Here is a 20,669-nt window from a genome sequence, read left to right as displayed (position 1 = left end):
GGGATGATCATATTATTCTCACGAAATGGAATACCCTTCATCCAAAGAAAACGCTGCATCACGGGCTTTCCTGTTATCTTCTGGATAAAGGGATTAAGGTCAGCAAATTCTATGACCACGAAAGCCGGCTGATCAGCTGGTACTGCGACATTATCACCTACGACTATGAAGAATCCACCGATACTTATATATTTACGGATCTTCTGGCTGACGTCATCGTCTATCCGGACGGGAAGCTCAAGGTTATTGATCTGGATGAACTTGCCGATGCCATGGAACAAGCACTAATTACACCTGCAGAGATGTTAAAAGCGCTAAGGCAGCTGGATACACTGCTCCACGTAATCTACCGCGGGGATTTCCAGAAATATCAGAACTACATTGATGATGCCGAAAAGAAAGACATATAGCACAACGTACCATATATAAATAAAGAGTAATGTTCTAAGAGCGTGTTTGAAAATTGCTTTTTGACAGCTGTACATCCCAGTTTGTGGGAAGTTTGTCCCAAATGAAGAGTTCATAGCGGGTTATGTAATCTGAATTCGGTGCAAATATGCCGCAAAGTGGGCGTGCAGATGTCAGGAATAACTTTTCAAACACGCTCTTCCCCCTTCTTCAGCAAATTCCAAATTTTACATAATAATGCTGGTATTTTACAATGATCTTTGATATGATAATACCCTGTCGCTAAAAATAAGAACGCGATTCTCTATGTCATGAGGAGCTACGAAATACATTATATAACAAGAGGAGGTTAGACGATGGATCAGGAACAGCAGCATTTACAGGAATGCACCGGGATTATCAAAGAAAATATCGCATTTTATGAGAAGCAGGTGCAAAACAGCCGCCGGAAAACCGATGAATTATATATTGCTATTCAACAGGGAGACACGGAGCTTTATGACCAGTTGATTGTAAGCCAGGATATGACCACTCACGCAACAAATGCCCTGCGGAAGAACCGGGCAGCACTGGAAAAACCTTATTTTGGACGCGTGGATTATGAGGAAATTGAATTTGCAAAACCGGAAAGCATCTATATTGGTAAAAACGGTATCAGCCGCAACAAAACAGAGATTATCATTGTGGATTGGCGTGCTCCTATATCCAGCGTCTACTACGAAAATACATTAGGACGTGGAAAATACCATGTGCCGGAAGTCGGTGATATCGAAATCGATCTTAAGTTAAAGAGAACCTTTGATATCGTCCAGGGTAAATTGACGGGCTTTTATGACAGCGATGTGGCATCCAATGATGAGCTTTTAGTCAAATATCTTGCCAAAAATAAAGATGTTGTACTGGGTGATATTATATCCACCATTCAAAAAGAACAAAATGAGATCATCCGGGATACTCCATTTACGGATATCATTGTCCAGGGAGTTGCCGGAAGCGGGAAAACTACGGTTGCCATGCATCGGATCTCCTATATTTTATATAACTATGCACACCGGTTTTCCCCGGAGGAATTCTGCATTATCGGAAGTAATGACATGCTTTTAAGCTATATTACAAGCGGCCTGCCTGAACTGGATGTATCCGGTATCGGACAGAAGCGTATGGACCTTTTCCTGGTTTATCTGCTGGATAAAGACTGGAAGAAAAAATTCAAATATATCCAAATGAAGCCACAATCCGCATTTAAAAGTAAACTGGATTTTATCTACCGTCTGGGAGATTATCTGAAAAAAATTGAATATCAGTCCATCCCCTGCAAAAGCATTAAGGATCCGGTGCTTGGAGTAATCCTCTCTGCTGACAGTATCCGCTCAGCACTCAGTCTCAGCCGTGGTTTGTCCCTGAAACAAAAACTGGCTCAGCTGAATGAACGGCTTAAGAACAGAATCCGCCTTCTGACTGATGGTTCTAAAAAAGATTACCGTCCAAAGAAACTGTCCCAGTACCGCAATTATTTCAAATGGGAAGCCGGGGCAAAAACGCCTCTGACAATTTATATCAATTTTTTACTGGCTTACGAAGCCGATCATAATTCCCTGGATGTGGACTGCACCCTGGCGGATATTCAAAAGGAGTCCTTCGATATCTACGATCTTGCAGCTATGGTATTTATACGAAAACGGATGACAGAGGCAAAAGCATCGGATGAATTCGGGCAGATTATCATAGATGAAGCCCAGGACTTTGGACCTATGATTTACTATGTTTTAAGAAATGCACTGCCGGATTGTTACTTTACCATTATGGGAGATGTTTCCCAGAATATCAATTATACTACCGGAATGAACAGCTGGGATGAACTATGCAATGAAGTGTTTGATCCGGAAAAAGAACATTTCCGGATTCTGGCAAAGAGTTACCGAAATACAATTGAAATCTCCGAATATGCCGGAAAAGTTTTAGATAAGGCATCTTCCGGCGCCTATAAGATACAGCCCGTAATCCGTCACGGGTCACCCGTTCAGCTATATCAATGTTCACCGGAAGAAATGGCGGGACAGGCTGTTGCGGCAATTAAAGGCATCCAGGAGCGGGGATTTGACACCACCGCAGTCATCTGCCGTACCCAGGAAGAAGCACAGGCTGTGGAACAGCTTTTAGCAGAGCAGATTGCCGTTGAAAACGGAACTGAGATGAACTTCCAGAAGGGCGTCATGGTACTTCCCATTGCACTTACCAAAGGTCTGGAGTTTGACACGGTTTTACTTTGGAATCCCGATACGGAGAGTTACCAGGAAAATGAGGGTGATGCTAAGCTTCTGTATGTGGCGATTACACGCGCCCTTCATGAGCTGCATATCCTCTGGCATGGTGATTTGTCCGGTTTGTTTAACTAGCGCCGGGCGGCACTGGTGTAGTAATCAGTTGAGTACCAGCGTTTTACATGGCACGCAATGCGTCCGCTTTCATCTAAAATATCCGCATGCCCCGGTGTCTTTAGAATCCACCGGCTGCATGCGGATATTTATTTTAAAATACTTTTAAATACTTAAATTCCAGTTTTTCTGCTCCGGAAAGTTTTTGATACACAATTTTACAAACCTTTTCATATACTTTCCTGACAAATCCGGTGTCTTCAGAACTGATCACAACGTCCCCATAATTGGCCTGCATTACAAGATCCATAGCTCTCGCAAATTCATTTGGGTCTATTCCATCAAATCGCTGCACCACTTCCTTTACAAATCCCGGCTCTGTACCATCTAATTTCTTAGGCAGTCCGCCAAGCACCATTACTTCATACATCGATGCAAAGATACCGCTCACATCTTCTGCTGCCCGTCTCTTTAGAATCAGGATTCTGCGTAACATGATAATGGCAATGATCAGAGCCGCTGCAGCAGCAGCCAATATAATCATCAATGAGATCCTTCCAGCCATACTGTCCTGGAAAAAGTGATTGTTATCCGCCGTCTCTGTTTGCGCCTCCGTTTTCAGTTCCTGCCTGCCTTCCGTCTGGACCTGTTTCTTCTGTTCGCTCTGGGCTTCCGTCCTGGCAGTCTCTGACTGTTCTTCATTATTCCGGTTTACGGCACCCGTATAGCCCGGAGTTGCCTCTACCGGCATCCAGCCCTGCCCGTCTACGTAGATCTCCGCCCATGCATGAGCCTTTTCATCCTTGATATGTGCTTCGTATTCCCCGTCTGCATTTATGGTGAACTCAGAAGCAGGAGCGATATATCCCGCTGCATACCTTGCCGGAATTCCATACATGCGGAACATCAGTACCGCGGTTGTTGCGAAATGGACACAGTATCCTTCTTTGCGTTCAAATAAAAAATACTCTGCGAAGTCTTTATTGGCAGGGCATGCACCCGGCTGAAGGTTATATTTTGCATTTCCGGTCAGAGTCGTAACAATAAAATCCTTAATATCATTCAGATCCGTCATGGGATGCGATTCACATAGTGCAGCCAGATTGGTCAGCCGCTCCGCCGGATAAGACAGATATTTTCCATATACATAGTCCCGGTAGTTTCCGGACAATGGGCTGAAATCGTATAAACTGGCATAACCATTTGCATTTATCAGCTGTTCATAGCTTCCTCTTTCATAAAAGGAATAGGCTGTTTCACTTTTGGCGCCAGATTCCTGTCTGGAAATATAGGGTGCATATTCCTCTTCCGAGGATGCGCCTGTTTTTTTAACCAAAATCGTCTGTTTTAAATATTCACTGGCTTCTTCCTCCAGCAAGGATGCCAGCTGAAAAGGCTGTTCGAAATACTCACGCCGTACCTCTTGCGCCGTTCCCATCTGTGCATCTGCAAAAAAAGAAAGATCATCATCCTCTGACCATCGGCTTCCTGTATACTCATCCCCAGTATATCCCTTTAAGTAAATTGTCTCTCCTGGTTCCCCATATAAGGTTAACTTCAAAGCTTCTTCTCCGGTAAAATAGACGTTTCCGCCTAATTGCCCGCTGTCTATCTGCCCGGCTCCCGACATACTGATGCGAAGTTTGGGAAACATATTCCTTACAGTCTCTACCAGTGAATTATTCTGAACAAATACCCTGGCTTCTTTCACCTGCACATTTAGTTTCTCCATCTGGGGGTTCAGCACCAGATACGAAATCCCAAAGAGCGCCACCGCTGCCACGCCCATAAATAAAGCGCTGTAGCCCACCACGCCATTCCGGTAATACTTTGGCACCATTACCTTATTTTTTCGAAGGGAAAACTCTCCTTTCCCCATGGTAAATGCACCTACATAGCAAAACAGGATCAGGCACAGGGACCAGAAGGAAGGAACCAGCCCCACCATCATAGCACCGGCAGTAGGAAGGATCGTTCCCATCAGAACCAGCATACGGCTTTTTACTGCCACCAGCCCCAAAAACAGCGTCACTCCAAATAAAATCATGATCAGCAGCAGAATTTCGGTTGTATCATTTCCAAGAAGGGGATTCGTCGTATAGGGATCCAGTTCCATGACAAAATACCTGTTTGCCGCTTCCCGGATTGCATTCATCACGATCAGAGACTGGTTCTTCAGTTCCTCTGCATGCCAATATGCCCAGGCACAGGTGCCGATCAGGGATATGGGGATTAACATCCTCATGTATTTTCCCGTAAAGTAAAATAACCAGAGAAGCAGTCCCATCACGAGAATTCCCCAGAACAGTATATTCTCTCCAAACTCTACCCGAAATGAAGTTATAAAAGAATAAAACGTCCCGTACAAGCCAGCCTGAAAGAATAAAAACAGCACAATAAAACTAAGCCCATGTACTTTCGTCCTGGGAGCAATCACCGTCACCTTTTCGGCCTTTAAATTAATTCCTGTCTTTTTATCTGCTCTACTCATAGTTTATTATTTTCCATCCATTTGATCCGTAATCATAGTTCCTGATATGTGTCTGCAGCATCCAAGAAGCATTTCTATACCTGAAGGAAATAACCCTCCAGCTGGGACTTCATATCATCTTTCACAAATTGCGCACGAGCCTCTCCATTCATCATTAACTCCAGGTTCCCATCCAGCATCATGACCGTACTGAAATTTCCTCCCGGATATTCGGCTCTGTACCCAGCCTCCATATCATAAGATTCCATATAAAACACTGCTGTCAGCAGTTCTTCCATCATCTCGTAAAAAGATTCCTCATCCACAACCTGTTTTCTCACAAGCTCATTGTGGGCTTTATCATACCAGGACACATAGTGGGGACATTCTTCTCTTGCAAGGGCATTAGAAAAGGAAACGGCAGTTTCCAAAAATGCATTCATCTGGTCCAGCATCCGTCCCTGGCTGCTCGCCCAATAAAAATCCAGCAGGAACAGAATTTTACACCCCTTGGGCATACTGAATTCCTTCGTCATCAATTCATCTGTCCGGGCACTTAATTTCCAGTGTACCCGCTGCAGCGTATCTCCGTTTCTGAATTCCCGCACCTGGTAGATCTCTGACGGGTCATCTCCACTTCTGTGAGTCTCATACTCTTCTCCCTCAACAGGGAACCGCCTTGTGCGTTCACTGATCTCCGCTTCTATATGATACACTTCAGGAAGTATGTTCACCTGAATCTTTTCCTGCATTTTTCTTTTTCTGGAAAAGAGCATCAGATAGTCATAGACTTTGATCCGCTCCAGCATAACCTGAACCCGTCCGCAATACCTGGAACTGATACTGCACTGTATCCGCACCTCGCTGGATCCCTGTACCGCACCTTTTACCGTTTCTTTTTCTCCGTTTTCGGAAAATCCGTTGCTGACAACCAGCTTCATTACCAGATGATTTACCGGCATCCAGCATTTATTCTTAACATAGATCTCCACCGGAATCATTTCATCCCTGGATGCCACCGGTCCCTTCACTTCCAGGCGTATGCTGATTCCGTATGCCAGCATCCATGACATCAGATACATAGCAGCAGCAAACAGCACCTCAAAAAGCACCAGGATCATCAGAAATTCCCCGTCATACATAATACCGAAGAAAACCGAAGCTGCCAGAACCAGAAGATAAATTATTTTATTTTTCATGCATTAACCCTACTTCCTCTTAGGTGTGGGCTTTGGTACCTTTTCCAGTATCTCATCCATTACCCCCTCCGTGGTAACGTGGTTCACTCTCGCCCTGGCATTTAATTTAATCCGGTGCATGCTCACATCCTTCAAAACCATGCATACATCATTTGGAGTCACATAATTTCTACCCTCCAGATAAGCGGCCGCCTTAGCCATACGGGTCACTGCTATAGTCCCTCTGGGGCTGACCCCCAGTTCCAGATAAGGATTTTCTCTGGTCGCCGCAATCAATTTTGCTATATACGTATAAATCACGTCGTGAATAAAGACCTGTTCCGTTTCCTTTTGCATCTGAACCAGTTCCTGCGCCTGAATGACAGGCACAATGTTTTCAATCGGATTACCTGACCCCCTGTCTTTCAAAATCGCAATTTCATTTTCCACGTCCGGATAACCCATGGTCATACAGACCATAAACCGATCCAGCTGTGACTCCGGCAGCATCTGCGTTCCGGCTGATCCAATGGGATTTTGGGTAGCAATAACGATAAAAGGCTTTGGTACCTCCCTGGTCACACCCTCTACGGTGACATTTCCTTCTTCCATAACCTCCAGAAGTGCAGACTGTGTCTTTGGAGAAGTACGGTTAATTTCATCTGCAAGAAACAGGTTGCACATAATAGCACCCGGCTGAAAAGAAAACTGGTTTAATTCCTTTTGATAAATAGAAAATCCTGTGATATCTGCTGGCAATACATCCGGTGTAAACTGTACCCTGTGCCAAAGCAGATCCATCGCTCTGGAAAACGCCAAAGCCATAGTAGTCTTACCCACACCCGGAATATCCTCCAGCAGTACATGCCCGCCTGCCAGCATTGCCATCATAACTTTCTCTACGCAGGCATCCTTACCTACCACTGCTTTTTTTACTTCTTCTATAATCTGTCTTACTTTTTGTACATATATAGACATACTTTCCTCCTATGCCGCATTCCAAATTTTTTACCTTGTATTTTAATTATTGAGACAATATTCCATTATTTATTCCCGCGAGCAACGAGCCAAACGGACACGCTGGCGCGTTCATTTGGCGACTGCCGCGAGGGTTGCTGAACGTTCAGTGGCCGTTCGTTTAGCAACGACCGGATCGGAAGCGAAGAACAAAAACCCCGCTGCTCGCAGCGTTACAAATTTGATGCCCCGTTACTTGCCAGCGGGATTTTTGACTTAATCGTTCTTACAGCCGGCTCTGAGCGCATTTAAATTGCTTTCTGCCATCTGTGCGTTTCAGTAAACTTTTCTCTCTACTATACTATCATAGAAGAAATATGAAAACCATATATTATTGTTTAAAATAACCTTAATTGTCTGGTTTATGCAACAGTTCCCTTCCCCGGAACGTATCCGGTACTGCTTATGCGTAAAAACAGCGTCCCTCTCCAGGACGCTGTTTCTAAAGTTCAATCTCAATCTTTCTATTCGTATGCTGATACTGCCGATATTCTACACCTGCGGCATCCATCATTCTCTTAGATGCAATAACCGCCGGTGTATCTGCATATTTATCACAGTCATAGATTACATGAGTGATGCCCGCCTGTATGATTGCCTTTGCACATTCATTACAGGGGAAAAGGGATACATATAGCTTGGCACCCTCCAGACTCCCGCCCCTGTAGTTAAGAATTGCATTTAACTCACTGTGGGTGGTATACACATACTTCGTGTCCAGCGCATCTCCTTCTCTGCACCAGGGGAATTCGTCATCCGAACATCCCATTGGAAAACCATTATATCCCATAGATAATATTTTATTATCATTGCTGACGATACAGGCTCCTACCTGTGTATTCGGATCTTTTGAGCGCATTCCCGAAAGTTTTGCAACCCCCATAAAATACTCATCCCAGGAAATATAATCAGTCCTTTTACCGCTCATTGTAAATCCCTCCAATATCTCTTATTTTGTACCAAAGATACGGTCTCCGGCATCTCCAAGGCCGGGTACAATATAACCATGGTCGTTCAAATGGTCATCCAGCGCACCGATATAGATATCCACATCCGGATGTTCCTTCTGCATGCGTTTTACACCTTCCGGTGCTGCGATGATACACATAAACCGTATATTTTTAACACCTTTTTCTTTCAACAGATTAATAGCTGCTGAAGAGGATCCGCCTGTTGCCAGCATCGGATCTACTACAAATACTTCTCTGTCCCAGGAATCTGCCGGTAATTTTGAATAATATTCTACAGGTTCCAGCGTATCCGGATCACGGTAAAGTCCGATATGTCCTACCTTTGCCGCTGGTATCATAGCCAGCATACCGTCTACCATTCCAAGTCCTGCCCTTAAAATAGGAACTACTGCCAGTTTCTTTCCCTGAAGTTCTTTCGCCGTCATCGGACAGATAGGGGTATCAATGTCAACATCTACTAACTTTAAATCCCTGGTTGCCTCATAGCACATCAGCATTGCTATTTCGCTGATCATCTGCCTGAAATCCTTTGATCCTACTTCTTTCCTGCGAATAATTCCAATCTTGTGCTGGATCAGTGGATGATCCATAACTGTCACCTTTGACATTGCCCTACCTCCTTACGCACATTAAGCGATGTACGTTTCTCTTTTTGTTATTTTTTATTTTTATCTTCTGCTTTATACAGTGAAATTACAATTACATTTTTTAAATTACTCTTCAATCAGAGAGATTCTGTTCTTATGTCTTTCTTCTTCGGAAAATGGTGTATCCAGGAACGTATCCACTATTTTAAGTGCCAATCCCGGCCCTACCACTCTGGCTCCCATCGCCAGGATATTGGCATCATTATGAAGCCTTGTTGCTTCTGCACTGAAGCAGTCTGAACAAAGTGCTGCACGAATTCCCTTGATCTTATTTGCCGCAATGGATATACCAATTCCGGTTCCGCAGATCAGAATTCCCCTGTCGCACTCACCGTTCACAACTGCATTGGAAACTGCCCTTGCATAAACCGGGTAATCCACAGCTGCTTCACTGTCACAGCCAAAATCCTTATATTCGATACCTCGTTTTTTTAAATGTTCCATGATTTCCAGCTTCAATGTGTATCCGCCATGGTCACAGCCTATTCCTAACATAACAATTCCTCCTCATTTAAGACTACTACTAATTTTGATATCAATTCTTTTAAATATTCAAAGCATTCCCCGTACTCCACCAGCGTTCCGCCAACCGGATTGGGAATGTCTCCTTTCGAGCCTGCATATTCAGTCAATAGATGTACATTATAAGCATTTTCATGTTCTTCAAAGATTTTATTCTTTTCCCATTCATCCATAGTCAGAATCAGCGTCCGCTTGTCAAAATCCTCCTGAACCAGCGGAGTTGCCGTATGATCTTTCATCGAGAGCCCGTTGCTTACCAGCACCGCCTCTGCTTTCTGATTCACCGGCTCCGGAAAAAGCACGATCAGTCCCTTAGATTCGATCAGTAGATCTTCCAGCAAAAATTTACTCTTCATAATCGCTTCTGCCATAGGACTTCGACATGTGTCGCTATTACTTACAAATATAAGCTTATCATAATGCTTCATATCGTTTTTGCTCCTTATACTTTGATGATCTGATGCCCTGCTGCTTTCATCAGACGGTTCATGATCGCCTGTCCCATCTTTGGTGTCTCAAAAGCCTCTGAGAAAATCTGCGTTACCTCAAGCTCATCGAATTCCCGCAAAATCCCATACAGATTCTGTGCAATAGAAAGTTCATCGTTCCTGGTTCCGATAGATTTAATCATACCGCCTGTATAAGCCCCGGCTGTTTCATCAGATGCAATAACCCCCGGACTTCCCCCACACTGTATTTCCTGCTGAATCAACTCATTGATTTTAGAAATGACGTTTTGTTCCTCACCTTCCAGAATGATCAGATTTGCTTTCGGTGCATAGTGCTTATACTTCATGCCCGGTGCCTTTGGATGAATAGACGCATCGTCTTTTAACAATGCCCGGTCTACCTGAACCGGTCCAATCACTTCCTCCAGCATCTCCCGGTTGATATATCCCGGTCTGAGTATCGTAGGTATCTCTTCACTCATATCCACGATGGTAGATTCAAGTCCAATTCCTACACTGCCGCCGTCAATAATCATATCAATCTTTCCCGAAAGGTCTTCTTCCACATGGCTTGCCTTCGTTGGACTGGGACGTCCTGAAGTATTCGCGCTGGGAGCCGCTATGTAGCCGCCGCCTGCCCTAATCAGAGCGCATGCCAATTCATGACGGGGCATACGCACCGCCACAGTATCTAATCCACCCGTTGTTCCATAAGGAACTATGTCATTTTTTTTGAAGATCATGGTAAGCGGTCCCGGCCAAAATGCTTTTGCAAGAGCCTCTGCCTTTTGGGGAACCTCTGCTGCTATGCCATACAGATCTGCCATTTCTGCAATATGTACAATCAGCGGATTATCGGATGGACGTCCTTTGGCTTCATAAATCCTGGCTGCCGCCCTTTCATCCAAAGCATTTGCCCCCAGTCCGTAAACCGTCTCTGTCGGAAATGCCACCAGACCGCCGTTCTTTAATATCTCCCCGGCTTTCCGGATACCTCCGTCATTCAATTGCTGATCCATCACTTCTATGATTGTATCCATAATCTGCCTCTTGAATCTGAAGTTGTTCAGATTTCTTCTTAAATTTAAAAATAACTATCGTCCATATTATACCATCAGTCACATAAAAGGGCAATGTTAAATGTTTCCCCTGAATTTTGAAATATTCGGGTGTATCATTGGCAAATAAAAAACTCCCGCTTAAGTGGCTGTTTCACCAGAAAGCAGAAGCTTTTATTATAACCTGAAATCTACGATATTCTATTTGGTAAATTATTCCTCGAGGCTTTTTAATATACCGCTACACACTGCCTGTGCCACTTTTTCCTGATAATCGTCTGTTACCAGCATGGAAGCCTCAGCCTGATTGCTCAGAAATCCGCATTCCACAATAACCGTGGGACTCTTTGTTTTTTTCAGCAGATAATAACTGTCATTAGCCTTGATCTCTCTGGGCCGATCCACCCCAAGTCCCTGATTCAGTGATTCCTGTATGTAACCCGCAATTTTCTGCCCGTCAGCAGACTGGGAGTAGTAAAAAACCTGTGGTCCATGTACAGACTCGGCAGTATAACTATTTTGATGGATACTAACCGTAAATCTGGGATTGGCTTTGTCAATGAGTTCACATCTTTTTCTCATATCCTGCTGTTTTTTATTGGAAGCTCCGGCATCATATAATCCATCCTGAGTCTCCCTGGTCATTACAACCGTAACACCTTGATCCGTCAGTATTTTCTGAAGCTTCTTGGCAATAGCCAGATTCAGGTCTTTCTCAAGCGCTTTATTAATTCCTACCTTACCCGGATCATCACCCCCGTGTCCAGCATCCAGTACTATTAATTTGTCCGTCCCCGCCTGACTCACCTGGGTTTTTCCACTTCCGGATTCTGCGGTGACTGCTATACTATTTGCCTGCCTGCTGTCCGCCACCAGGCTTCCACCCATACTGCCCAGGAAATAGGCACCTACCAGCACCATTATTCCCATTCCCAGTTCTATCATATTTTTTCTCATAAAAATATCCCTGTCTCATACACTTATTACCAGTATATGCGGCAGGGATATGCTACATTCTATGACTTCTCTATTTGTTTATAAAACTGCCCCATGGCTGAAGTACAGTTTACATTTATCATGAGTACCTCGCTTCTTCAAACTTATCCTAAGTACTATTTGCACTTATCCTAAGAATCGCTTTCATTTATCCTGAGTATCCTGAGTACCGCTTTCACTTATCACGCTTCTTATTAACTTACATATTTCAAAATGACGTCCCAGATGCTCGATCTCTCAAAACCAAGCTTCCAGGCGGCGATTCCACCCAGATTGTATTCCTTAACTAATTTGGCCTTTTCCTCAATGGACTTTTCATTCTCCAGCCAGATCTTGTAGTTATTGCCGTCACCGCCGGTAAACTCAGCATAGTCCTGCATAGTCCCTTCGTCCCAGGCAGCCTCTACTCCATTATTTGCAAGAGTCTCGTCTGCCTGATCCATACCAATTGCTTCGCTGGACAGCTCCGTAGAACCGTTCTTATTGGTTGTCGTTTTCCACAATCTGGTATAGAAAGGCACACCGTTAATTACCTTCTCTGCAGGCACTTCGGCAATGGTATCTGTAATTCCAGCCTTCACAAATGGCATGGATGCCACAGAGCCGGCCTCTTCGGAGCCCACGTAGTGCTCGTCATAGCCCATGATAATCACATAGTCAGCTACAATTCCCTGCTCTTTTCGATTATAATGAGCAGTAAAAGGCTTCGGAACTGGGTTATCTATGGATAAAACGATTCCATTCTTACGGCATTTTACCGATAATTCACGGATAAACTGAATATAGCCATCTGCAGCATCCTCCGGAATTGACTCAAAATCCACGTTAATCCCCTCAAATCCATTTTGAATTGCGGATGCAATCAGCTGATTGGTAATCTTCTCTCTGGACGCGGTAGAACTTAGTACCTTCGTAGTATCCACCTGTTCATTGAAGTTGTCAATCAATGCCCAAACCTCCAGATCATTTACCTGTGCAGTCTTTACATAATCCGCATCAGCCAGACTGGTGATGTTTCCGTCATTGTCAGCAATCGAAAACCAAGTTGGTGAAATAACATTTACCCCCTTCAGCCCTGCAATATCCGCCGCAAGTGCTGCATTAGAGTCTTCGTTCGTCACCTGATGCCAGACCAGATTAATCTTATGGTCCCTGACAATATTCGTATATACTGGTTCTTCAAAATCTCTGCTTGTCTCTTCTTCACGTGAATTTGTCAGACGCTTATTTTGTACATATCCAATATATCCGTCTTTTGTCATCACCTTTGTCCAGTCATCCATTACCTCAATGACTGTTACTTGATCATTTTTCTTTACATCTGTCAGGATCGGACTTTTTATTCCGCCCTGATAACGGACACTTTCTGACTTTTTCAGATCTGCATAAGTAACCTTACCCCATTTATATGTAATCATCATGCGGTTTGGTTCTTTTTCAAGCTTGTAATCCATATTCGTGTACTTCTGCACAAAATCTGCTGCCAGGTATACCTTATCCCCATCTACCTTTACAATCTCATAGTTTTCGCTCTGCTTATTTGCAGAAACCGTATACTCTTTTTTTCCAGCCGGTATCGTTATGATATCCGTAGGAGTCGTGTAGACACAGATATTGGCACTCGCATCCCAGTAGAAACGGCTGTTTAAATAATTCTTTACCGCTTCATAATCGATATACGCAATATCACCAGATAAAAATCCCTTATATTCAACCACCTGATCCTGCAGGATCAGTGCCATTTCATTCTCATTTGTAATTCCATAATATTCTTCCACGCTCATCCTTTCGTTTGTAGGCGTGTACTTTTCTACAACCTTTGTAGCTATACCAATTAAAGCAACGATCGCAATCATCACAACTGCGGCAATAACCGGTACAATTTTTTTCTTCATTCATTGCACCTCCTGTTTATATTTATCTCTCCACCTGTCTAGTATAACACATTTTTACGATTCGTCATTACATAATTCGACATTTTTTAAACAATTACTGCCAATTGATTGCAAAGGGGGCCTTGTATTCAACAGCATTATATTTTATCGAACCCAATACCATAAATTTCATTACGGTCATTACTGTAATAATCTCTCATATAATTATTTTCTTCTCTCGCTGTGCATGCTCTTGCGATGCTTTCGGGATCACTGGGCTTTCCGTCCAGCCACAGAGAAACCCCTGCTTCATCGTACCTCTCTAATTCCTGATACAGCAGAGCATTAAGCGGTTCATTCTTTTTACGCTTTTTATTTTTTTCTGGTTTCATCCTCATCACTCACTTCCTAGACATCTGTACGCATCTGAAATTTCCTTAGGTGCTTATGTGATATATTATTCTCAAATGCGCAGGCCTTTTACAGCTTTCGTCTTTATAATAATCAGTAACATCTAAGAGAAAACAGGGACATAAATCCAGAGTTTATAAAATCATCTTAACAGGTGAATTCAATTGAACTTATTTGGAAAAATGCAATGAATTAATTGCTCGAAATCTGCGAAGAATATCGCTGATCAGATATATCGAAATATAGAATCTAAAAGAATAAAATTATGTCCGGGCTCCTCCCCTCCTTTTTATCTCTTTTTATGTCCTATATCTTCTCTTAACGTTTATTATATATAATAAGTTATAAAAAATCAAGTAATTTTTTGAAAAAATATTAAATCTAATATATTGACTTCTATACAAAGATTGTTTATACTATGGGTTACTCAGTAATGATACGATTTACCCCGGTTTTCTGGTATTGTATGTCCTTCGGGCATGAATGATTTTGTATAAAAAAGAATAAATAAACCAGTGATTTACTTTACATATTTGTATGTAACAGTATATAATATAAATATAAGAAGACATTAAGTTTTACAAGCGCTTCGCACTTGCGGCTGCTTAACCGGCCTGTAAGAATAACCCGATGTGTTCGTATCATATTTGGATAGGATGTGATTATATGAAGATAGAAAAAATCAACGACAATCAGATACGCTGTACGCTGACAAAAGAAGATCTTATTGATCGCGAATTAAAATTAAGCGAACTTGCCTATGGTACAGATAAAGCAAAATCTCTGTTTCGTGATATGATGCAGCAGGCTGCCTATGAGTTTGGATTTGAGGCAAATGACATTCCTCTGATGATAGAGGCAATCCCGGTTTCCCAGGATTCCATTATTCTCATTATTACCAAAGTAGAAGATCCGGAAGAACTGGATACAAGATTCGCAAAATTTGCACCCACAGACGGCAGCGAGACAGCAGATGCAGCTTCACCTGTTTCTCCCTCAAAATTGGAAGGTGCCGATGATATTTTAAGTTTATTTAAGAAAATTCAGGAAGCAAAAAAATCCTTGAATGAAAAAACGCCTGCTGCCAGCACCAAGAAGAAGTCCAAAAAGCAGGAACCCGTATTGGAAGTTCCATACAACCTGACAAAATTATACAAATTCCCTCAACTCGATTCCGTAATTCGGGTTGCCGGAGTTTTAAACGGCAGCTATGATGGATACAATTCACTGTACAAAGATGATCATTCCAAAACTTATCACCTGATCATCAGCAAATCCGATCATACCCCGGAAGAATTCAATAAAATTTGTAATATTCTTTCAGAATATGGTATGAGCAGTAAATATTCTGCAGCAACTGAAGCATTTTATACCGAACACATGGAACAGCTGATTGCAGAAGACGCTTTACAGAAACTGGCATTGCTGTAGGATAGCAGAACTGGTATAAGACAGTTATTGAGCACTCTGATTTACTCTGTAACTATCAAAAGCCGCATCAACCGATGCGGCTTTTTTATGATAAAATCTATTTACTTACACTGTCCAGATATGCATTCAATCTAGCTACTAATACATCTGGTTCAATTCCATGAACCATAGCTGCTTCTTCTAAAGATTCAGCCTGTGAAGACGGGCATCCAACACAATGCATTCCACCTTCCATCAGCACAACAGGCATTTGTGGATCTAATCCAATGATTTCGCCAATCAGCATGTCCTTTGTTACTTTTGCCATGTCTATTACCTCCTTCGTCATTTCAGATGCCCCTTATTATAATACTTTTCTTTTTATTATGCAAGGAGGAATATTGATGATAAATTGCAAATTTCAACTATTTATCCAAAAAGCTCCCGCACTTTCTTTATAACATAGAGATACATTGAGACACACTGCCTGTATTTCCTGAACTTAGCATAACTCAAATCAAAAACTTATTAGTTTTAATCATATCGCTTTTATAGGTAGAACAAGAAATTGTGTTCATAGTTTATTCATTTATCATTCAAAAAACCTTTACTTAACTAACATTCTTTCTTCATTTCTATTACATATAATATTATTATCAACAGAAACAAAAGACAACTTCTTAAGTATTAAGTTACTATTTTGAATAAACTTTTTCATAATAATGCCAGGTAGGACAGCTACCTGGCATCCTCCCTTTTCAGGGGCTTTTTTTATGTTGTACCAAAAAACTGCTGATAGCAGAAAATATCCATGAATATTTTTTATCCATTGTTCATTGGATGTTTTCCTGCTATCAGCTCATTTTTTATTGGTGCATGTTTGGATCACTCTTTAAACCTCGAATAACAAATCCCCATATGACGGCATAGGCCATTCTCCTTTATCCACAATCATCTCTAACTGATCCACTGGAATACGAAGTCTTGCCATAGCTTTATCTACTTCTTCATAGTAATACATTGCCTGTTCCTGCCCTGCCGGCTTACAAGCTGCTATTTCTGTTACTTCTTCCAAATGGGTAAGTTCCTTTTTCGTAACCGCAAGTAATTCAGTAGCCTCCTTTAGAAGGACTATGGAAACCTGAGCTTCCAACCCAGCCTGAACCACTGCATTTACCGTATCTGCTAAGTTACGTATGTAACGAAGCACCGCTGGAATAATATGTTTGCTTGCTATATCAATCATAGCTCTTGCCTCAATATTGATTGCCTTAGAGTAACCCTCATATTGAATCTCAGCCCTTGATTCCAGTTCAGGCCTTGTAAATACGTTGAACTTGCTAAACAGTTCTATTGCTTTATCTGTTACCAAAGCCGGGATTGCTTCTACCATTGATGTAATATTAGGCAGACCTCTTCTCTCAGCTTCTTTCACCCACTCTTCCGAATAACCGTTTCCATTAAATACAATTTTCTCATGTTCACTGGCATATTCTTTTATCAAATCATGGACAGCCAGATCAAAGTCTTCGGCTTTTTCCAATACTTCGCAAGCTTCTGCAAAAGCCTCTGCTACAATAGTATTAATCACCACATTACATTCCGCTACAGAATCTCTTGACCCAACCATACGGAATTCAAATTTATTACCAGTAAAAGCAAATGGTGATGTTCTGTTTCTGTCTGTTGCATCTTTATTAAAGTCGGGTAATGTCTTAACACCTGTATGAAGTCTTCCACCCTTCAAACTATGAGTTGCAGTACCGGTACTGATCAACTGTGTTAATACATCCTCTAACTGTTCACCTAAAAATACTGATATAATTGCAGGAGGTGCTTCATTTGCTCCCAAACGATGATCATTTCCAACATCTGCTGCAGACTCACGTAATAAATCCGCATGAACATCCACGGCTTTAAGAATACAAGTTAAAATTAATAAAAACTGTATATTTTCGTGAGGTGTTTTGCCTGGTTCTAAAAGGTTAATCCCATCATCCGTTGTAAGCGACCAATTATTATGCTTCCCAGAACCATTTACGCCCGCAAAAGGCTTTTCATGAAGAAGGCACTGCAAACCCTGTTTTTCAGCCACATGCTTCAAGGTCTCCATAATAATCTGATTGTGATCCGCCGCCACATTACACTGCGCATAAATAGGTGCAAGCTCATGCTGCGCCGGAGCAACTTCATTATGCTGAGTCTTAGAAGATACCCCCAGCTTCCACAGTTCTACATTAACTTCTTTCATAAACTTGGCAATTCTCGGTCTGATAACCCCAAAATAGTGGTCATCCAATTCCTGACCCTTTGGAGGCATAGCCCCGAATAAAGTTCTTCCGGTAAAAATCAAATCTTTTCTTTTTAAATAATTTTTTCTATCAACGATAAAATATTCCTGTTCAACGCCTACAGATGGCGTAACTCTCTTAGATGTGGTATTTCCAAAAAGCCGGATCAGACGAAGCGCCTGTGTCTGTACCGCCTGCATTGAGCGCAAAAGAGGCGTCTTCTGATCCAGGGCTTCCCCTGTATAGGAGCAGAATGCAGTTGGAATACATAGAATTGCACCACCTTCATCTTCTCTGACAAAAGCTGGAGACGTACAATCCCAGGCAGTATATCCTCTGGCTTCAAAAGTTGCACGAAGTCCGCCTGAAGGGAAAGAAGATGCATCCGGCTCTCCTTTAATCAACTCTTTTCCGGAAAACTCCATCAAAATGGAACCGTCTTGGTTTGGAGCAGTAATAAATGAATCGTGTTTTTCAGCAGTAAACCCCGTCAGTGGCTGAAACCAGTGCGTATAATGGGTTGCGCCTTTTTCTACAGCCCATTCTTTCATGGCTGCTGCAACCACTTCTGCTATCATTGGGTCCAGCTCTTTTCCTTCATCAATAGTCTTATGTAACTCTTTATAGACCTTTTTGGGGAGACGTTCCTGCATTACCTTATCATTAAATACATTCTGGCCAAACAATTCAGCTACATTTATATTATCGCTCATCGTGTTCCTCCACTTTTCTATCTTCGCCACAGGAATATGGCATCAATTTATTATTTGCTATACGCATAATACCGTACTTTTAAAAAAATTGCAAGTAAATCACACGAATTTTGCTTGAGTACAAGACATTGTAAAATGCAGCCGCAGATCATTCCTTTCCTTTAAAATTAGGCAATTCCTCTACTTTATGAGCATAAATTATATGATCTGATACTAAATTGTCGCTTCCTCTTCAATTATTACCGCATCCTCATACGTATCCATCACTAAATTTTAAATAATCTCATATTTTTTCAATAAATCATCCCTCCTATCCTGTTCACAAGCAAATTCAATAAATTCCTTTACCTTACCTTCTTCCCACATCCTTTTTGCCAGACGCCCCATCAGATCCAAACCTCTTGCTTCCCCAATTTGTTCTCCACGTTGTTCTCCTCGCTGTTCTCCACGGAGTTCGCCTTCTAATATCATCTCATCAATTGCCTTACACATATCCATTCCTCCTTCTTCTGTCCGGACTATATTTTCTAAATCCAACAATTGTTTTTTATGGATGAATACTGCCGCAGCTTCATACGCATCCAATGCCAAATTTTTATACAATTCTTTATGCTCTTCTATATACTTCTTAAATCCCTGCATTGTGTTCTATGCATTAAATAATCTCATATTCTTCCAATAATTCTGCCATCTTTTTCTGTTCACATGCAAATTCAATAAATTCCTTTACCTTACCTTCTTCCCACATCCTTTTTGCCAGACGCCCCATCAGATCCAAACCTCTTGCTTCCCCAATTTGTTCTCCACGTTGTTCTCCTCGCTGTTCTCCACGGAGTTCGCCTTCTAATATCATCTCATCAATTGCCTTACACATATCCATTCCTCCTTCTTCTGTCCGTACTATATTTTCTAAATCCAATAATTGTTTTTTATGGATGAATACTGCCGCTGCTTCATACGCATCCAATGCCAAATTTCTATACAGCTCTTTATTCTCTTCTATGTACTTCTTAAATCCCAGCTTTGTATCTTTATTTTGAATCAGTCCAATGACTGCCTTTAAATCCGTTTTAAATTTCTCATAATCCTTGATCTTGCATATATTTAGAACATGTATTGGATAATCTGGGATATGCATCTTTAAAAACTCTTTATCCACCTTATCCCCAAACATGTCATACAAAGACATGGGTCCGTCCCATTCTTCTTCACCGTAATAGATTACTTGTGTCATAACCGGAGAAATGGTATCTGTTTTTAACATTCCGGAGAGGTATTCTTCCCCACCCATCTTGTCCTTTTGTCTGTTATGCATCTTTCTCAATGCATTAACCTGATCGTTATAAGTCAAAGCATCATATAACATGCATCTCAATGGCATTGCATAATGTACATTCATTTGATTTTCTATCCCTAAGATCATGAAGCAGATACCGGTTTTGTTAGATATCTTTTTTACAATATCCCTATTACGTTTTATTACCTGCGTATCTCCTTTTCCTGCACGTAATGCCATACCGGAAAGAGGATTGATATCCGAAAGTTCTTCAGGGGTAATCTTCTTATCCCTCTCCCCACAAAATACAAGATGATTATAAAGGTCTGCAAACCTGTCGTTATCTGATAAATACTTATTAATGATTACATCATTTTTCAATAAATTCCTTCACCTTCCCCTCTTCCCACATCCTTTTTGCCAGACGCCCCATCAGATCCAAACCTCTTGCTTCTTTTTTTGTTATCTTACAAAATTAGATAACTGGTTCTATGCATTAAATAATCTCATATTCTTCCAATAATTCTGCCATCTTTTTCTGTTCACATGCAAATTCAATAAATTCCTTTACCTTACCTTCTTCCCACATCCTTTTTGCCAGAC

The 20,669-nt window shown here is 41.8% G+C and carries 19 protein-coding genes; 3 read left to right on the top strand and 16 right to left on the bottom strand.

Annotated elements, in window-relative coordinates:
* A partial coding sequence (locus ACH2DQ_RS04205; protein ID WP_395025696.1) for a DUF402 domain-containing protein occupies positions 1–410 on the top strand: 410 nt, incomplete at its 5' end.
* Between the two features lie 34 nt (positions 411–444).
* On the opposite strand, the gene ACH2DQ_RS04200 is transcribed toward ACH2DQ_RS04205, so the two are convergent.
* On the bottom strand, positions 445–603 hold the full coding sequence (locus ACH2DQ_RS04200; protein WP_394910951.1) for a DUF6783 domain-containing protein: 159 nt from the start codon (positions 601–603) through the stop codon (positions 445–447).
* A gap of 161 nt (positions 604–764) precedes the next feature.
* Between ACH2DQ_RS04200 and ACH2DQ_RS04195 the strand changes: the two genes are divergently transcribed.
* A complete protein-coding gene (locus tag ACH2DQ_RS04195) occupies positions 765–2,804 on the top strand; it encodes a HelD family protein (protein ID WP_394910950.1) in 2,040 nt (679 codons plus the stop codon).
* Positions 2,805–2,937: 133 nt separating this feature from the next.
* Here ACH2DQ_RS04195 and ACH2DQ_RS04190 read toward each other — a convergent pair whose 3' ends face one another.
* From ACH2DQ_RS04190 to ACH2DQ_RS04140, 11 genes are all read right to left on the bottom strand, one after another.
* Complete coding sequence (locus tag ACH2DQ_RS04190) at positions 2,938–5,274, bottom strand: transglutaminase family protein (protein WP_394910949.1); 2,337 nt, start codon at positions 5,272–5,274, stop codon at positions 2,938–2,940.
* 74 nt (positions 5,275–5,348) lie between these two features.
* Positions 5,349–6,452 carry a DUF58 domain-containing protein gene (locus ACH2DQ_RS04185; RefSeq protein WP_394910948.1) on the bottom strand — a complete coding sequence of 368 codons (1,104 nt, stop codon included), beginning with the start codon at positions 6,450–6,452 and terminating at the stop codon, positions 5,349–5,351.
* Between the two features lie 9 nt (positions 6,453–6,461).
* Positions 6,462–7,409, bottom strand: a complete 948-nt coding sequence (locus tag ACH2DQ_RS04180; protein WP_394910947.1) for an AAA family ATPase — start codon at positions 7,407–7,409, stop codon at positions 6,462–6,464.
* A gap of 481 nt (positions 7,410–7,890) precedes the next feature.
* The gene (locus ACH2DQ_RS04175) at positions 7,891–8,376 is read right to left on the bottom strand and encodes a deoxycytidylate deaminase (RefSeq protein ID WP_394910946.1); all 486 of its coding nucleotides are present in this window, start codon (positions 8,374–8,376) and stop codon (positions 7,891–7,893) included.
* A gap of 21 nt (positions 8,377–8,397) precedes the next feature.
* Entirely contained in the window at positions 8,398–9,027 is a 630-nt protein-coding gene (gene upp, locus ACH2DQ_RS04170; RefSeq protein WP_394910945.1) for a uracil phosphoribosyltransferase, read from the bottom strand.
* A 105-nt stretch (positions 9,028–9,132) separates the two neighbouring features.
* Entirely contained in the window at positions 9,133–9,561 is a 429-nt protein-coding gene (gene rpiB, locus ACH2DQ_RS04165) for a ribose 5-phosphate isomerase B (protein ID WP_394910944.1), read from the bottom strand.
* Entirely contained in the window at positions 9,555–10,016 is a 462-nt protein-coding gene (locus tag ACH2DQ_RS04160; RefSeq protein ID WP_394910943.1) for a phosphotyrosine protein phosphatase, read from the bottom strand. The genes rpiB and ACH2DQ_RS04160 overlap by 7 nt, the downstream gene beginning before the upstream one ends.
* 14 nt (positions 10,017–10,030) lie before the next feature.
* Positions 10,031–11,077 (bottom strand): L-threonylcarbamoyladenylate synthase, encoded by a 1,047-nt coding sequence (locus ACH2DQ_RS04155; protein ID WP_394910942.1) that lies wholly within the window; start codon positions 11,075–11,077, stop codon positions 10,031–10,033.
* 231 nt (positions 11,078–11,308) lie between these two features.
* Complete coding sequence (locus ACH2DQ_RS04150; RefSeq protein ID WP_394910941.1) at positions 11,309–12,052, bottom strand: N-acetylmuramoyl-L-alanine amidase; 744 nt, start codon at positions 12,050–12,052, stop codon at positions 11,309–11,311.
* Between the two features lie 233 nt (positions 12,053–12,285).
* On the bottom strand, positions 12,286–13,986 hold the full coding sequence (locus ACH2DQ_RS04145; protein WP_394910940.1) for a glycosyl hydrolase family 18 protein: 1,701 nt from the start codon (positions 13,984–13,986) through the stop codon (positions 12,286–12,288).
* A 137-nt stretch (positions 13,987–14,123) separates the two neighbouring features.
* Positions 14,124–14,363, bottom strand: a complete 240-nt coding sequence (locus ACH2DQ_RS04140; RefSeq protein ID WP_394910939.1) for a hypothetical protein — start codon at positions 14,361–14,363, stop codon at positions 14,124–14,126.
* Positions 14,364–15,042: 679 nt separating this feature from the next.
* On the opposite strand from ACH2DQ_RS04140, the gene ACH2DQ_RS04135 reads away from it, so the two are divergent.
* On the top strand, positions 15,043–15,807 hold the full coding sequence (locus ACH2DQ_RS04135) for an adaptor protein MecA (RefSeq protein WP_394910938.1): 765 nt from the start codon (positions 15,043–15,045) through the stop codon (positions 15,805–15,807).
* A 97-nt stretch (positions 15,808–15,904) separates the two neighbouring features.
* Here ACH2DQ_RS04135 and ACH2DQ_RS04130 read toward each other — a convergent pair whose 3' ends face one another.
* The 4 genes from ACH2DQ_RS04130 to ACH2DQ_RS04115 form a co-directional block, all read right to left on the bottom strand.
* Positions 15,905–16,114 (bottom strand): DUF1858 domain-containing protein, encoded by a 210-nt coding sequence (locus ACH2DQ_RS04130; protein ID WP_027295173.1) that lies wholly within the window; start codon positions 16,112–16,114, stop codon positions 15,905–15,907.
* 564 nt (positions 16,115–16,678) lie between these two features.
* The gene (locus tag ACH2DQ_RS04125) at positions 16,679–18,790 is read right to left on the bottom strand and encodes a glutamine synthetase III (protein ID WP_394910937.1); all 2,112 of its coding nucleotides are present in this window, start codon (positions 18,788–18,790) and stop codon (positions 16,679–16,681) included.
* A gap of 273 nt (positions 18,791–19,063) precedes the next feature.
* The gene (locus tag ACH2DQ_RS04120) at positions 19,064–19,393 is read right to left on the bottom strand and encodes a hypothetical protein (RefSeq protein ID WP_394910936.1); all 330 of its coding nucleotides are present in this window, start codon (positions 19,391–19,393) and stop codon (positions 19,064–19,066) included.
* Between the two features lie 52 nt (positions 19,394–19,445).
* Positions 19,446–20,447, bottom strand: coding sequence for an Rpn family recombination-promoting nuclease/putative transposase (locus ACH2DQ_RS04115; protein ID WP_395025687.1), 1,002 nt, complete (start codon positions 20,445–20,447; stop codon positions 19,446–19,448).
* Positions 20,448–20,669 lie beyond the last annotated feature (222 nt).

It is taken from the genome of Robinsoniella sp., assembly GCF_034124845.1.
Note: the sequence above shows the minus strand (reverse complement) of the source record. Positions and strands in the feature narration are given on the sequence as shown.